Below are 14,929 nucleotides of genomic sequence, written 5' to 3'. Positions count from 1 at the left end.
CCCCATTTATACTCGAATAATTACCTTTCTCCTAAATAAATTCACTTTCCCCAATTGGTAACTGTTGATTCTTTTCTAACTGTGAATAATATTTCCTTTTCTTGTTCAAGCCTTTCTTGTTCAAGTTATAAATCAATGCAAAATTCCACTTGAATTTGAAGTTACCCTCCAGATAGGAATATAAACCACTATAATCATAATAATTCCTTGACAATTTAATTAAAATTCAGAATAAAGGAAATTGAAGGTTACAACATGTCACTGGTCATAAACACCACCACACCGGAAGGAATAGTACTGGCTGCAGACAGCAGGCAGAGTTATCGTAATATGAAGGGCATGGCCCGTATTGGCAGTGAAAACGCCATTAAACTCTTCCAGATCAATCGGAGGATTGGGGTGGGCATAACTGGCCTGGCCTTCCTCCCTGAAGGAGGGGTACAGAAAAATGTCAGTCAGTACATTGAAGAGTTCCGCAGATCCTCCAAGGTTAAAAACATGGAGGTGAAGGATGTGGCCCGGAAGCTGCACCACCTATTCAACGATAAATACCATTGGAAGGACCAGCTTGACCAGATCAAAACCAACATCCAGAATGACCTGAACTCCAAAGGATGTGCCATCATCCAGATGGAAATGGAAGACCAGTTATTGAAATTCAGCTTCAAAACACCCCAGGGGACCATTGAAAATGGCGTAGCCCGGGCAGACCCCATTGAGATACTGGTGGCAGGTTACAATCCCGATGGAACCCACCAGGTTTACAGTGCATCCATACCAGGACCAGTGCAAAAGCTCAGGGACAGCAAAAAGCAGGGGATGGAATACGGGAGTTCTTGGCTTGGCCAGGGAGATGTGGCCGCCCGTATAGTGCTGGGATTTGATGGCAGGATTCAGAACGTGGACTTTGTTAAAGAGGCCATTCAGTCCCGGAGCGAACAGGAAATACAGGGTCAGCTAAGGGGATTGGAATATGCCATCCAGTGGGGAACCATGACGCTGCAGGATGCCATTGACTTCGCCACACTAATGATCCAGACCACCAGCGCCATACAACGCTTCAGTGACGGTATCAACGCTGACCCTGGAGATATGCCCGGTGTGGGAGGCCCTATAGATGTGGCGGTCATCACCCCTGACCATGGATTTGTCTGGGTGAAGAAAAAGAAACTACAGTTCGCTAACTGTGAGCTTGATCTTGATAACGAGCCATTCCTTTAATCCAGTGATAAACCAATCTGAATATAATTCATTAAATAATGAGTTATATTAATTAATTGAATGCCAATTTATTGATTGAATGCCAATTTAGTGTGAATCCCTAATTAAAACCTAACAAAGGTAGTAACTGATGTCTGATCTTGCAGGTCTTTTAGCAATAACCATACCTCTTTCCTGGGCAGCGGCGGTGAGTCCAGTGACCCTATCTATTTTTCTGGTTATAATGTCCATGGCCCAAAAACCCAGACTGGCTGGTTTTTCATTTTACCTAGGTGCCATCGTAGTCCTCCTGTTAACTGTCCTGATTGGAATCTTTTTGGGCCAAAAATTAACTGTTTCAGGTCACGCTGACCCAATCACCATGGCAGCCATAGATATTTTCCTGGGTGCCGTGCTGTTTCTTCTTGGATTTCGAAACATGGTAAGCAAGGAACATGGTAAAAGTACCAACATTTTAAATCGTCTGCAGGTAGATCCAAAAACAGGCCAACTGCACCAGTTCATCAAATACTTTTCCATTGGAATTATAGCATTTTTAATGAACTTCAGTACTGCCATCTTTGTTCTGGCAGCAGGACGCGCTATAGGAGTGGTAAACGCAGGTTTCACCAACGATGCTACGTCTATTCTCCTTTTAATTCTTATCACCCTTTTAATAATAGAGATACCACTGTTATTCTTCATTATTCTGCCGGATAAGGCCCATAAAGTTATGAATCCAGTTAATGAATGGATCTCCAACCATGGCAACCTGGTAACCGGGATTTTCTGCATAGCCATAGGGTTTTTCGTGGTTTACAGTGGATTAGGAAAGTTAGGAATAGCCTAAAGGGAAAAAATGAGAATTGGAACGGAAAATTAATAGGTCAAAATAGGTAATATATGCACCTATTTTTGAAATTCAATAATTTTTTTGCATTTTATCCCCTTTTTACATTAGATACATATCTTCAGCTTTTCTGTAGAGTTCATCACGGAATTTAGGATGGGCAATATTAATTATTTCATGCGCCCTTTCCCTGGTGGATTTTCCCTTGAGATTGGCTACACCATACTCAGTTACCAGATAATGTGTATCCATGCGGGGTGTGGTGACCATGGCCCCAGGATCTAAATGGTCCACCACCCTGGAGATGGTGCCATTTTTGGCGGTGGAGTAGAAAGCCAGTATCGACTTTCCTTCTTTGGAATCGAATGCTCCTCGAACGAAATCAAGCTGCCCACCAGTTCCACTGTACTGATGGCCAGCCAGGTACTCGGCGTTACACTGCCCCAGAAGATCCACTTGGATAAGGGAGTTTATGGATATCATGCGGTCGTTTTTGGCTATCACTCCAGGGTTGTTTACATAGGAGCAGGGGTAGCTTTCCATGGCCGGGTTCTGGTTCATGAATTCCAGCATCTCCTGGTCACCCTGAGCCACAGTGAACACATGTTTACGAGGGTGGAGGGTTTTCTTCTCACCAGTTACCACACCCTCCTTTATGAGGTGGACCATTCCCGGACCGAATACTTCAGTGTGAATACCGAGATCGTTATGGTTTTCCAGTTGTTCAGCCACGGCATTGGGCAGGACACCGATACCCATCTGGATGGTGGCACCATCTGGCACCAGTTCTGATATTTTTTTACCAATGATATCTGCTTCGGGCTGTTTATCCCCACAGGGGAAGTCAGGGATGTTTTGGTGGTTTTCAACCACTGCATCCACCTCTGAGATGTGGATCAGGGAATCCCCAAATACCCGGGGCATGTTACGGTTCACTTCCACAATTAAAACCCTGGATGCTCGGGCTGCAGTGGAGGTGAAGTCGTTGGCAGTTCCGAAGGAGAAATAACCTGCATCGTCCATGGGAGAAACCGTGGTTATGCACACATCAACCCCAATGAACTCCTCTAAGAGCCGGGGTATCTGGTGGAGGTGGTTGGGAACGTAATAGTTAAGCCCGGTGCTAACCAGACCCCGAGTACCTGAATCCACGAATCCGCAGTAAGCTTCCACACAATCCATCAGGTCCGGGGCCAGTATGGTGGAGCAGACAGAATCCAGGGGGAGTACAGAGAACATTCTCATTTTTTCAAGGTCCCCCTCACGGAGACGTTCAGCAACCGCCTCCAGGAGGGCTGGGGGCTCGGCCATGGTCAACCCGTGAACCAGCATATCCCCTTTTTTAATTAGTTTGACTGCCTCTTCTGGAGCGGTTAATTTCAGTCTGTACTCTTTTTTATACACTTAATGAACCCCCTGATTTTCCCTTTCCCATAAAAACTAATTATTTTAACCTGTTTTTAAATCTTTAATTATTTGGATCAAACTTGTTTCCAAACCTATACTGAATTTTAATAGATATTAAATTTTAATTATGGTTTATTGTTTGTTTTCTTTGGATCCCAGACCTAAAAGGTATCCTCCGAATCCTAGTAGCCATAGAACAATGGGATAAGCCACCCATCTTTCCACCCCGCCCCCTCCCAATATTGGCATGAATATACTGGCTGTAAAAAGGAAAACCAAACATATTATTCCAAAGAGGAGTGTTATGTATTTAAGGGGTGATTTGATTAATCGGTAGGAGTAAATAGCTGATAATCCACCACTGATGAAGGTTGTCAGGGCAAATACTGGGTGTTGTGGATTGATATTCCCGGGGAATACTCCCACACCTAAAGCTCCCAATCCCAACAGACCTGTTAAAATTCCTGCAATCCGGTCATTGTAATATCTGAATAGGAAATAGGTGCCGATAAGGACTAGAATTCCGGTTAATATCATGCTGAAGTTGAATATCGTTGCCGATGGTTGGGTTATGATACTGTTTGGTGGCTCAGTGGCTCCTAAATCACTTATCATGCTGTTCGCAGTGGTGTATGTGTAATTTTCGGGGTAAAACGATTCAGCAGTTATGATACCCATTAAAATAATGCAACCTGCCAGGAAGAATAGGATTCCTGCCAGGGTAAGGTTTGATTTGTTGTAGTGTTCAGTTTTAGTGGTCATAATTATACTCAAACCAGTTTATCTATTTTGAGTCCTATCCAGTAAATTAACATTTCTATGCCCGTAACAATAAATAATGAAACATTGCCATAGTGGTGTTTTTACGGATATAATGAATTTCATATCAGTTCATTTAATTCTTTAACCCTTATTTTTTTCTCCCAAAGCAAAGGCTCACCTCAAACTTTGGTTACTGGCTATGAAAATACCGTTATCCTTGGTAATCTTAATTATTCCTTCTTTTTCTATAATATCTGCAAGGTAATCCTCAAAATCTTTCCGCTTCTGGCCTTTTATGGCCTCATTAACCTTTTCAAAGGAAAGAATGTAATCAACCAGGGGATCAGCTTCGGTTACTTCCAGACCATCCAGATATTTAATCATCTGCACCTGTTCAAAGGATTCACTCAGCTGTTTTTCACCATTTTCCAGCCCAAATGCACGGGCAAAGGGTTTTAAGGAGTAATAAATATCATCATCGTAGCGGGATACCAGTTCACTTATTTCCCTCATGTTACCAATTCCAAAGGTGGTGACATATAGTACACCGTCACTTTTAAGAACTCGGCTTATCTCGGATATGGCCTTCTTCCGGTCGGGAATGTGGTATAGCATTAAATTAGCAATTACGATATCAACAGAATCATCAGGGTATTGGATTTCCTGGGCATCTAGCACTTGGTATTCAAACCGTTCAGCATCATCCCCCAATACCCTACGCGCATCAGAGAGCATCCCTTTAGAAAAGTCTGATAAGATTATATGAGCATCTTCGGGTATTCTGTTTAAGTTTGCTTTCCATAAAAGTCCGTTGCCACATCCGATCTCCAGTACCTGTGCGTTTTCAGGAAAATTGATATGGTCAAATATCCATAGAATCCAGGAGTAAGGATTGGTCTTAAATCTCCTGCTTAATTCAACCCGGGCCATAAAATTCCTTGAATCTGAATACTGGTCTTGGAGTAAACTCATTTTTTAACATCCCCCACTCATACTTTAATCAAATTATAATAATGATACATGCCAAGCATAATATGATCTTAAATCTTGAAATATTTTACCCTTTGAGCATGAAAATGGCTGTTTACTGGTTATATCCGAATTAATAGTTATAAAAAGGAAGCTATAAATCCTAACACATTTTTAACTAAAAATAAGGTATTTACCCCAGCTATACTAATCACATTTGCCTATTTGATTCTATTTTTGATTTTTTACCCATAATACCTTTTTATTTCTTTTTAAATTTAATATAATTCCTTATTTTATTCGGAGTCTGTTGTATTATTATCACAAAAAGTTATATAAATAAAAATCATTCTATTAATAATAACGGAGGGGATATTATGGGAAAAATGAATAGCAAATCTTATATTTTTGTTTTAGTTGTATTTTTGTGTTTAGTAGTTGCTGCATCAGGATGTACTCAGCAAACTGGAACTGGAAACCAAACCCCTAATGTCAGTGGAGTTACTAGTGTTGTTTTAAATGGTCCTGGTACTTTGATTATCCAGCAAGGAGACAATGAATCATATAGAGTGGAAGCAGCAGATGACCTTATATCTAAAATTTCCACCACCGTGTCTGGAAACTCTTTATCCATTAGCAACCTGAATAGTGTAGGTAACGGGGCTGTAAAATTTTATATCACCCTTAAAAATTTAAATGTCCTCAGTGCCAATGGTGGTGGTAATTCTGAGGTGACTGGTCTGAACACTGATAAACTCACAGTTACCCTTGACAATGGGAAGATGACTCTGACTGGTAAAGCTGAAAATCTTATCGCCACTATTAACGGAGGGGGAAACATTGATGCCAAAGACTTGCAGAGCCAAACTGCCACCGTGACAATTAATGGAGATGGTAAAGCCAACGTTAATGTGGTTAGCACTCTGAATGCAGTGGTAAACGGAGGAGGTTCAATAACCTACACCGGCAACCCTCAAGTAACCCAGCAAGTGAATGGTCAGGGTTCAGTTAAAAGCGGTTAGGCCACCAAATTACCCCCATGATCTGCTTTAAAAATTTAGAGTGGATTTAATGGTGGTAATTTTTTTAATTTTTTATTGGATGTGAACAACTTGAAATCATTAAATAAATATAAAAAGACTTCAATAAGATCATTGCAGGCGTTATTCATTATTATAGTTTTATTTTTGAGTTTTACTCCCATATCAGCGACACAATGGGAAGTTGGTTCCGGACAGACATACAATACTATCCAATCAGCAATAGATAATGCGAACACCCTTGATAATGATGTTATCAATGTACACAGTGGAATTTACGCTGAAGACGTCATTGTGAACAAAATTTTAACCCTACAGGCCAATACTGGTGATGATGTAGAAATACAACCCGTGAATACTGGATTTACAGTGGTGAATGATGGAACCGGTGATGGTGGTGGAAGCACCATAGATGGTTTTAACATAAACAATTCTCCCACAGGTACTGGAGTAAATATCAGTGCAGAAAACTGTACCGTGAAAAATAACCAGATTACCGGCGGAACAACTGGAATTTTGGCATTAGCTAACAATACCCTTATAAAAAACAATGTTATTACCAACGTGCTAAACAACAGCGTTCAAGTCGGACGTACTTCAATAATAAATGACTCCGGCACTCCAAAAAAAATTAGTGTCAATCCAAATAACTGTAAAGTCGAAAATAACCAGATTAGGGGAGGATTAACCGGAATAGCAGTTGTAGGTGACAATGCCATGATTACTGGTAATGAAATATCCCAGACACAGGAACGTGGGATTTCTTTGTTTGGCTGTAACCCCATCATTTCTGGAAACAAAATAAGGGACATGGTGGGTGGTGGATCAAAAGCCGGAATTCAATTAGCCACCATAAACTTTACAGGTACCACCGGCCTTACCATTACCGGAAACACGTTATCTAACATTAACAGCACTAACGATACCGCTCTGGGGATTGATGCATTCGCCATGACCATGAATGATACACTGGATAGTATACTGATTTTGGGAAATACAATTTCAAACCTCTACGGTATAGGAAAGGCAACTGCCCTTTCAATAGTAGCTCTGGCATTAAACGGACCCATATCCACCATAGAAGTTATGGAAAACACCATTAACAATGTTACCAGTCAAGGGGTTAACAGCACCAGCACCGCTATTTCAGAAGTTGCAATGGGATTTAAAGATGATAATGGAACCTACAATAACACCACAATGGCCGACAAGTTGATTATCTCTAAAAATAAAATTACCAGCATTAACAGCGAAGATGAGAACGGTACCAGTAAAGGAATCTCTTTCGTACAATTATGCACAGCAAATTCATCTATTTCTGAAAATAACGTGTCTAACTTCAGAGCAAATATGATGGCTGTTGGAATTTCGTCTGTAGATGTAGATTACACTACTTTCCAATCAAATATAACAATAAATAACAATACAATTACTGATCTAACCGCCAACAACATTACATCAGGAATTGAATCCATTAATCTGGGAAATTCTAACATCATACATAACAACGTTTTCAGACTTAACAGTGCCAAAACTAAATATTTAGTTGATCTAAGCATTCTCCAAGGTAATGCCATAATTAACGGTAACAACCTTGAAGGAACAGGAACAGGAGAAGGTATTGCAGTCAATGGAAACCATAACACCATTAACTATAACCGCATTGTTAATTTCCAGCATAACATTCAAAACATTAATTTCACTGAATTAATGGAATTCAGTCAAAGCCAGACTCTTCCTACTGACGAACAAATCAGAGAATATATCCTTTCAAAAAACGGGACATACGTAAACGGGACGTACATAAACATAACTGAAGAAAACGTTACGGCAATAATAAATGGTTATCATAAACTCATTGATGGCATTGACAGCATACCAAGCAACACCACCGCTCCATATAACTGGTATGGAACCAACAGCGACCCTGGCAGCGATAAATTCCTAAAAGGTAATGGGACTCTAGATTATTCCCCATGGCTGGTTTTGAATGTTAATGCAGATCCATCCACTATCAATGTAGGCCAAACCTCCACTATAACTGCAGACGTCTATAGGGACTCGGCAGGTGGTGATCACAGTGCCAATGCATCGATGTACTTCAGTGGCCCTCAAGTAACGTTCACCACCAATCTGGGTAATGTGGGAAGTAAATCAGTGGTTGCTTTATGGGCCAGTGGTGCGGCTTCAGCAATTTTAAGAGCTGATGAAGGTGCTGGACTAGCCACAGTGACTGCCGGTGATTACCAAGTAGTTCAAACCTTTGTAACCATTTTAGCCGCGTCAAACACATCTCCCTCAGCAGCAAATGCAGCAAATACCGTGGGGATGCAGAGCACGGGAATACCTGTGAATGGATTAATTTTAGCCATTTTAATGGTTATAAGTGGATTAATCCTGTATAAACGGGATTAATATTTTTTATTTTTCTTTTTTAAGTTTATGCGTATTCCCACACTTTATTAGTATGTAAATAGTATTTAATGGGGTGAAATTATTAAAAATGAGAAAATCATCATTCAAAGGGCTGTGAAAGAATCAAAAAGTTTAGATCATAAGATAATGGTTCCATTAACCATTTTGATTTTGATTTTTGTCTTTATCATCCTTATTGGGGCGGTATCAGCTGATCAAAGCATTATCTATGTTAGCACTCAGGGAGACGATTCCCATGATGGTCAAAACCCGACCTGGAACGGTACCAGTGGACCCAAATTAACCATTAAAAACGCAACAAACACGGTATCTGAAAATGGTGTCGTGAATATCGCCAATGGTGATTATATGGGGTCCGATAACCGGGAGATAATTATTGAAAAAAACATGAGTATTGTTGGTCAGAGTAAAGAAAACACAGTAATAGATGCGGAAAATTTGGGGCAAATATTCTTAATTCAACCCAGTTTAACTGTTTTTATTGAAAAATTAACTCTCATTAATGGTAATACTTGTGGAGCGAATGATGGAGGTGCCCTTAGAAATTGTGGCTCAGTTACTGTAATTGACTGTAATTTCACTGGTAATACCGGAAACTTTGGAGGAGCAGTCTACAATGAAGGCAATATGACATTAATTAACTCTAATTTCATCAGTAATCAAGCATACTTTGATGGAGGGGTCATCTACAATAATAACGAAGGCACTGTTACGGGCTGTTCTTTCCAGGATAATACTGCTGATGGATTGGGTGGGGCAATAGATAATGAAGGCTCCCTGGATGTAGCAGAAAGTACATTCATCAATAACTCAGTAGGAGATAGTTCATACGGTGGGGCCATCTTCAATAGCATTAACTTGGTCCTGTCTAAATGCATATTCACTGATAATACTGCTAGTGGATGGGGTGGAGCTATTGATAATGAAGGTAATGTTACTGTTACAGACTCTAATTTCCAAAAAAACAATGCACCTTCTGGTGGCGCTATCTACAATAAGAACCCCGGAACCATTAAAATCATAAATTCTGATTTCAGTGATAACACAGCAATTAGAGGTCCTGGTGGTGCTATAGTAAATGGATATACTTGTATTCTCCAAAAAAGTACTTTTACTAATAATAAGGCCTCTGATTACGGTGGAGCTATCTACACTGCAGATACATGTACCCTGAATAACTGTGATTTCACCGCTAACACTGCATATTTTATGGGCGGTGCTATCTACAATGTAAACAACTGTACCATGGAAGACTGTGATTTCACCGCTAACACTGTAAATTTTACGGGTGGTGCTATTTCTAACAGCGGTGAATGCTCAGTGAAAAGCTCTACCTTCACTGGTAACAGGGCAGGTAATGGTGGTGCAATTTACAATGACTTTGACAGTATCTGTTCCGTGAAAAACTGCGATTTCGTCAGTAATCAAGGAAGTTTAGGTGGGGCTATCTTTAATCAGGGTAACCTCATCGCCATAATTAATACTTTCACCAGTAACAAAGCCTCACAGGGTAGTGTTTTTTACACCAACAGCAAAAACACGGAAATTCACTTCAACTGTATTGCCAATAACATAGGAATCGATGTTTACAGCTATGGATCCGGTGCATATGCCGAAAATAACTGGTGGGGAACCAACTTCCAGGGAACGAATCCCATAGCCATTGGAAGAGTGACTGCCAACGTTATCGCTGATCCCTGGTTAATCCTGGAATTTACTGTCAACCCCATTATCATCATGCAGGGACAGATCTCCACCCTGTTAGCCAACGTTAACCGTAACAGTAATGGAATGCTGGTTGGTGATGCCAGTAACCACGTTCCTGATGGTACCCCCATAACCTTCACCACCACACTAGGTAATGTGGGCAGTAAACTCGTAACAATTGGCACCATGAATGGAATAGCCACAGCTACGTTGCGCGGTGATGAAGCCGCAGGGGAAGCGTTGCTATCCGTGTTCCTTGATAGTCAGACCCTGACCAGAACTGTCACGATCAAAGCCCGTCCTGGCCTTGGATCAGCAGTAAATGCCGCAAATACCGTGGGGATGCAGAGCACCGGAATACCTATAAATGGATTAATTTTAGCCATTTTAATGGTTATAAGTGGATTGGTACTGCCAAAAAGGAGATAATATCTCCTCTTTTTTCTATTTTTTGATCATTAAGCACCCGGTTAATTTGGGGGAATATATTTATAGAACCAGAAAATCAGTAGATTAATTGATGAAGACTGAATTGAATTTCGCTTTTGAAAAATTTAATGGCCCTTTTAACCTTGACCTCACCATCAACAGTGGCCAGACCAGCCAGCCCCCTTGGAAAAAAGGTAATTTTTACTTTCAGGAATTGATAAAAGTGGATAATATTCCATGTCTGGTTAAGATTAGGCATAATGATACTGATCCAGAAAGTGAGGTGGAAATCATTGCTGAATCTCCTGAAAAAATATCCAAAAAGAGTATTGAAAGTTCAGTCAGGGAAATATTCGACCTCAACCATGATTTAAACCAATTATACGATTTTTTAGGTGAAGATCCTAAACTGGCACCCACCATAGATTTTTGCCAGGGACTCAGGCTTTTTAAGGCCCATAACCATTTTGAATGTATTATATCATCCATATCATCAGCTAACTGCTCAATACTACGCTGGACACGTTCCGTGAACGATGTTAAGGGGAAGTGGGGTGATGGATATCAGTTTAGTTCTGGAGATTTTTACTCATTTCCATCTCCTCGGGTGCTTGGTGAAGTTCCTGAACACGATTTAGAAGAGATGCAACGCTGTGAAGATGAGTTACCCGAAGATTTCATCTTTGAAAACAATCTTCAGGCTTGTGGGGTAGGTTACCGGGCCAAGTACATTATCAATGCATCTAGGATGGTCCAGTCTGAGATTGACATCCAGAAAGTGGCTAGGATGAAGTATGAAAAGGCTTTTGAAACCATTATTGAGCTCCCCGGTGTGGGGCCTAAGGTGGCGGACTGCATTCTACTCTACGGTTTCGGAATGGGAGAAGCTTTCCCGGTGGATGTATGGATTAAAAGGATCATTGAACATCTTTACTTCCCCGGTGAAGAAATTAAACCTCAGAAAGTCCGAGAATTCGGAATGGAACGTTACGGTGACTGGGCAGGTTACGTTCAACTGTACTTGTTCCATTACGCTCGTAAATCTGGACTTTTAGAGTCATTGCGTAAAGTGAAATAAAAAAATAGGTTCTTTTACTCGTTATCATCGGCATTTCCCATATCATATAAGCTAATGAACAGAAACACCACAAAGGCAATTATTGCCAGGTAATTGTAGGTGGAATACTGTCCCAAAATGAAAGTCTGGTAAAGGAGTACAACCAGGACAACTGAAATCATTAGCACGGCAATTCTGCTTAAGTTCTTGTTCATAAAATACCCCTACGGTTTTACGAGTCCATTTTATTTCTTAAAGTTTATAAATTATTTACTTTATTCAGGTTAATAGTCCGCTCGGGAAGTAATAAAACCGCAGCAGCAAAGAAGCACACCGCACCTATAAATGTTCCCATGTTCATTAGAAATGGATTGAATGGTTGATCCGAAGGTAGAATGATAAATGCTCCTGCTGCAGATACTCCAAACGCCACAGAGCCCACCAGGTTCAGGAAAACTATCCACCAGGAGAGACTTTGCAGTTGTAGGGATAAAAATTTATGACTCACCTCAATGTAGACCAGGTAACTGGAAACCAGGAAACAAATTGAACCATAAAGATCAGGACTCCATACGAATAATTCAGCCTGTGAAGCCGACATGATGCTGATAATTGCTGCAAAGGTGCTGATGTTGAAAAAAATCGTTCCCAGAGATTGTATTCCTGCCGACCACCAGTCAATTCTTGTTGGCTGGAAAAACATGAAATGCAATTTACTTTTAATTCCCCCTATTTCTTGCGGTGCGCTGGCTGTTTCCAGAAACTGCAAGAACCCGGCAGTGGTGAAAAATATGGAACCAATAAAATAGGTTAAGTTATCATAGAAAACACCCAAGAAACTGGTATAGGAAGGTAGGGATCCCAGGGCAAAACATACAGAACCAATAGCAAACAAAACTCCAATCCACCAGCCTACCGCTCCAGGAGCCAACCAAGTGGACCCTTTGTTTATTTCAAGGTTGAAATGGTGTTTTCGATGATAACGGGAAGTCCATGAAACAAGTTCACCGGCAGGGGTTTTGAAAATGGCCCGGGTGATGAAGGGTCCGGGTCCAGAAGACCCTAAAAATTGCCAATCATCCGGTACATCAACATAGGGTGATTTATACTTATTTTTATCTGTCAAAAACTTTCAAACCCCTAACTTGATTGTTGAAATTATTCAATGAAATCTACGGGCAACCCCTGTTCCAGGCATTTTTCCAGTTTTTTCTTAAGTTTCCGCTGGTGGGGGGGCCAGGCCATGTAAAGGATACTTTTCAACTTTAAAAGTGAAGACGGTCCGGGTGGTTCCATTAGTTTCCGCATTTCCGGTGTATCTTGCAATCCTGCCAGATGGAACATGTTTTTAAGTGCATCAGCATAGTACACTGATTCGGCGAATCCTTTGCCCAGAAAACGGCCTTCTGGGTTTCTGATATGAACTCCCCCTTCAGAGTACTGGGCTCCACTGGCATTGTAACCAGTCTGACCACCTTTAACTATGGGTGTCATGGTGAACTCCCTTATATCCTCAGGTACCATGTCCTGGAACTTGAAATTCCATCGGTCAGGGTACCAGGTGTTGGTTACCAAGTAATTTTCAGGGTCGGAGGATTTAACACTTTTAACCCATTTATCGACTTTTAAAGTCCCTTTCATGCCCACTACATTATGTTCTGAATCAATAAATTGCCCTTTAACCGGCACAGTCATGATCCCTGGTGGTTCTTCCCCAGACTGTTCATAGTACCTTAAATTTTTATCAGTGTGGGGTGCGTACATGGTCATCTCCCGGTCACCTGAAAACTGGGCCATGAACCAATCCCACCCCCTGGACTGGGAGGGTTTGGTAAGCATACTTGCTGCACGAACCACCTGGCACCGGCTGTTTCCCAGTGGTTCCAGGGCGTTACCCCACTGGTGGTCAAACCAAAACTTACCCTGAGTAAAGGTTATTTCCTCCCCATCCAGCTTCAAAAGACTGCCCGGTTCAAGACGGAGGTTAGTGGCAGAGTAGTAGAGTGTTCCAATATCACAGCAGCAGGGTAGACATCCCTGGTTCCCCTGGAGGAGGAAATCTTTGTTGGATGAGAATCCTAGGTCCACTTCCATCTCCACATCCTCTTCACTACCCTGATTCACCCCCCAGGCCTGCACCCGGAGAGGGAAAAGCCCATCTTCCCCTAAAGATGTTATCCGGTTATTTCCAGCCTCATAATGGAAAGGGTTGTTGGAGAATTTCAACAATCCAGTGGTCCCTGCAATGGCAAATGGGCGTGCCTGAAGGTGCTCTTCTCCTGCCCTGGCTACTGCAAGTTGCATTTCAAATATCTGGTTATCCCAATCTGTCAACCCAAAACTGTGGGCCATCTCTGGAGGTAATAAGGAATACCGATAGAACGATACCAGTATTCCGTATTCACGTCTCCGGGTGTCGCGGCAGTTACCCACAAAGAAGTGCCAGCCCACCTGATATCCTAGTTGCGGGGCGAAATCCCTGGGAAACTCAATATTAGATTCATCAGGAATATTTTGATATCCTCTGCTGCTGTCCACTCCTAGTAAATGGTTCAGGGCATATGCCTGGATGGATGTTAACGAATCACATTGTTCCAATAGCTTTTCATACCGTTTCCTGTAGCTAGGGGTGAATGAGTCCGGGTTATCCAGCAAATCCTGAATACGATGATGCATCCGCTCCCCAAAGGCATCTGGACTGTTTTTTTTACTCAAAATTCTTGTCCTCACACCTTTTGGGATTTTTTTGGCCTTGAATTCTTTCATCCATAGGGCCAGGGCTATGTTTTGTTTTTCTAACTCATCTAAATCATTGAGTGCGTCTTTTGACATTGAAACTTCTCCCCTCAATTTACAGATCCACCATCAATTATATTAAAATTCTATTCGTTCCCATTATTAATTAGATTATGCCAGTTACCCTGGATTTATTCATGGTAAATCAATTTAATTGACCTGATTATTTAGATTATAAACTAATTGCTGATAAAATTAAGGATAATAAATTACATGATAAGTACCATGGTTACATGAATACCCTCCGATAGATAAACAGGGACTGTTAAACATTAA

General features: G+C 41.2%; 12 protein-coding genes. 6 read left to right on the top strand and 6 right to left on the bottom strand.

The window, feature by feature from the left end; genetic code table 11:
- Nucleotides 1-255 precede the first annotated feature (255 nt).
- Both HY987_RS10450 and HY987_RS10445 read left to right on the top strand, forming a co-directional pair.
- Nucleotides 256-1,221, top strand: coding sequence for a hypothetical protein (locus HY987_RS10450; RefSeq protein ID WP_292758295.1), 966 nt, complete (start codon nt 256-258; stop codon nt 1,219-1,221).
- A 130-nt stretch (nt 1,222-1,351) separates the two neighbouring features.
- The gene (locus tag HY987_RS10445; protein WP_292758293.1) at nt 1,352-2,050 is read left to right on the top strand and encodes a GAP family protein; all 699 of its coding nucleotides are present in this window, start codon (nt 1,352-1,354) and stop codon (nt 2,048-2,050) included.
- A gap of 102 nt (nt 2,051-2,152) precedes the next feature.
- Here the strand turns inward: HY987_RS10445 and HY987_RS10440 are convergent, their stop codons facing one another.
- From HY987_RS10440 to HY987_RS10430, 3 genes are all read right to left on the bottom strand, one after another.
- Entirely contained in the window at nt 2,153-3,454 is a 1,302-nt protein-coding gene (locus tag HY987_RS10440) for an acetyl-CoA hydrolase/transferase C-terminal domain-containing protein (RefSeq protein WP_292758291.1), read from the bottom strand.
- A 135-nt stretch (nt 3,455-3,589) separates the two neighbouring features.
- The gene (locus tag HY987_RS10435; RefSeq protein WP_292758289.1) at nt 3,590-4,219 is read right to left on the bottom strand and encodes a DUF998 domain-containing protein; all 630 of its coding nucleotides are present in this window, start codon (nt 4,217-4,219) and stop codon (nt 3,590-3,592) included.
- 174 nt (nt 4,220-4,393) lie between these two features.
- Complete coding sequence (locus HY987_RS10430) at nt 4,394-5,191, bottom strand: class I SAM-dependent methyltransferase (protein ID WP_292758287.1); 798 nt, start codon at nt 5,189-5,191, stop codon at nt 4,394-4,396.
- A gap of 374 nt (nt 5,192-5,565) precedes the next feature.
- Between HY987_RS10430 and HY987_RS10425 the strand changes: the two genes are divergently transcribed.
- The 4 genes from HY987_RS10425 to HY987_RS10410 all read left to right on the top strand — a co-directional run bounded on the left by HY987_RS10425 (nt 5,566) and on the right by HY987_RS10410 (nt 11,878).
- A complete protein-coding gene (locus HY987_RS10425; RefSeq protein WP_292758285.1) occupies nt 5,566-6,210 on the top strand; it encodes a head GIN domain-containing protein in 645 nt (214 codons plus the stop codon).
- 165 nt (nt 6,211-6,375) lie between these two features.
- Nucleotides 6,376-8,643: a right-handed parallel beta-helix repeat-containing protein gene (locus HY987_RS10420; protein ID WP_292758283.1), complete on the top strand. Its 2,268-nt coding sequence runs from the start codon at nt 6,376-6,378 to the stop codon at nt 8,641-8,643.
- A gap of 114 nt (nt 8,644-8,757) precedes the next feature.
- Complete coding sequence (locus tag HY987_RS10415) at nt 8,758-10,800, top strand: right-handed parallel beta-helix repeat-containing protein (RefSeq protein ID WP_292758281.1); 2,043 nt, start codon at nt 8,758-8,760, stop codon at nt 10,798-10,800.
- Nucleotides 10,801-10,891: 91 nt separating this feature from the next.
- Entirely contained in the window at nt 10,892-11,878 is a 987-nt protein-coding gene (locus tag HY987_RS10410) for a DNA glycosylase (RefSeq protein WP_292758279.1), read from the top strand.
- 14 nt (nt 11,879-11,892) lie between these two features.
- Here HY987_RS10410 and HY987_RS10405 read toward each other — a convergent pair whose 3' ends face one another.
- From HY987_RS10405 to HY987_RS10395, 3 genes are read right to left on the bottom strand one after another with little or no spacing between them, the layout of a single operon-like run.
- Entirely contained in the window at nt 11,893-12,072 is a 180-nt protein-coding gene (locus HY987_RS10405) for a hypothetical protein (RefSeq protein ID WP_292758277.1), read from the bottom strand.
- A gap of 44 nt (nt 12,073-12,116) precedes the next feature.
- Nucleotides 12,117-12,983, bottom strand: coding sequence for a hypothetical protein (locus HY987_RS10400; RefSeq protein WP_292758275.1), 867 nt, complete (start codon nt 12,981-12,983; stop codon nt 12,117-12,119).
- Between the two features lie 32 nt (nt 12,984-13,015).
- The gene (locus HY987_RS10395) at nt 13,016-14,689 is read right to left on the bottom strand and encodes a lipocalin-like domain-containing protein (RefSeq protein ID WP_292758273.1); all 1,674 of its coding nucleotides are present in this window, start codon (nt 14,687-14,689) and stop codon (nt 13,016-13,018) included.
- Nucleotides 14,690-14,929: the final 240 nt, after the last annotated feature.

The sequence above is a fragment of the Methanobacterium sp. genome (genome assembly GCF_016217785.1).
Lineage (GTDB): Archaea > Methanobacteriota > Methanobacteria > Methanobacteriales > Methanobacteriaceae > Methanobacterium.
This window is presented reverse-complemented; position numbering and strand designations above follow the sequence as displayed.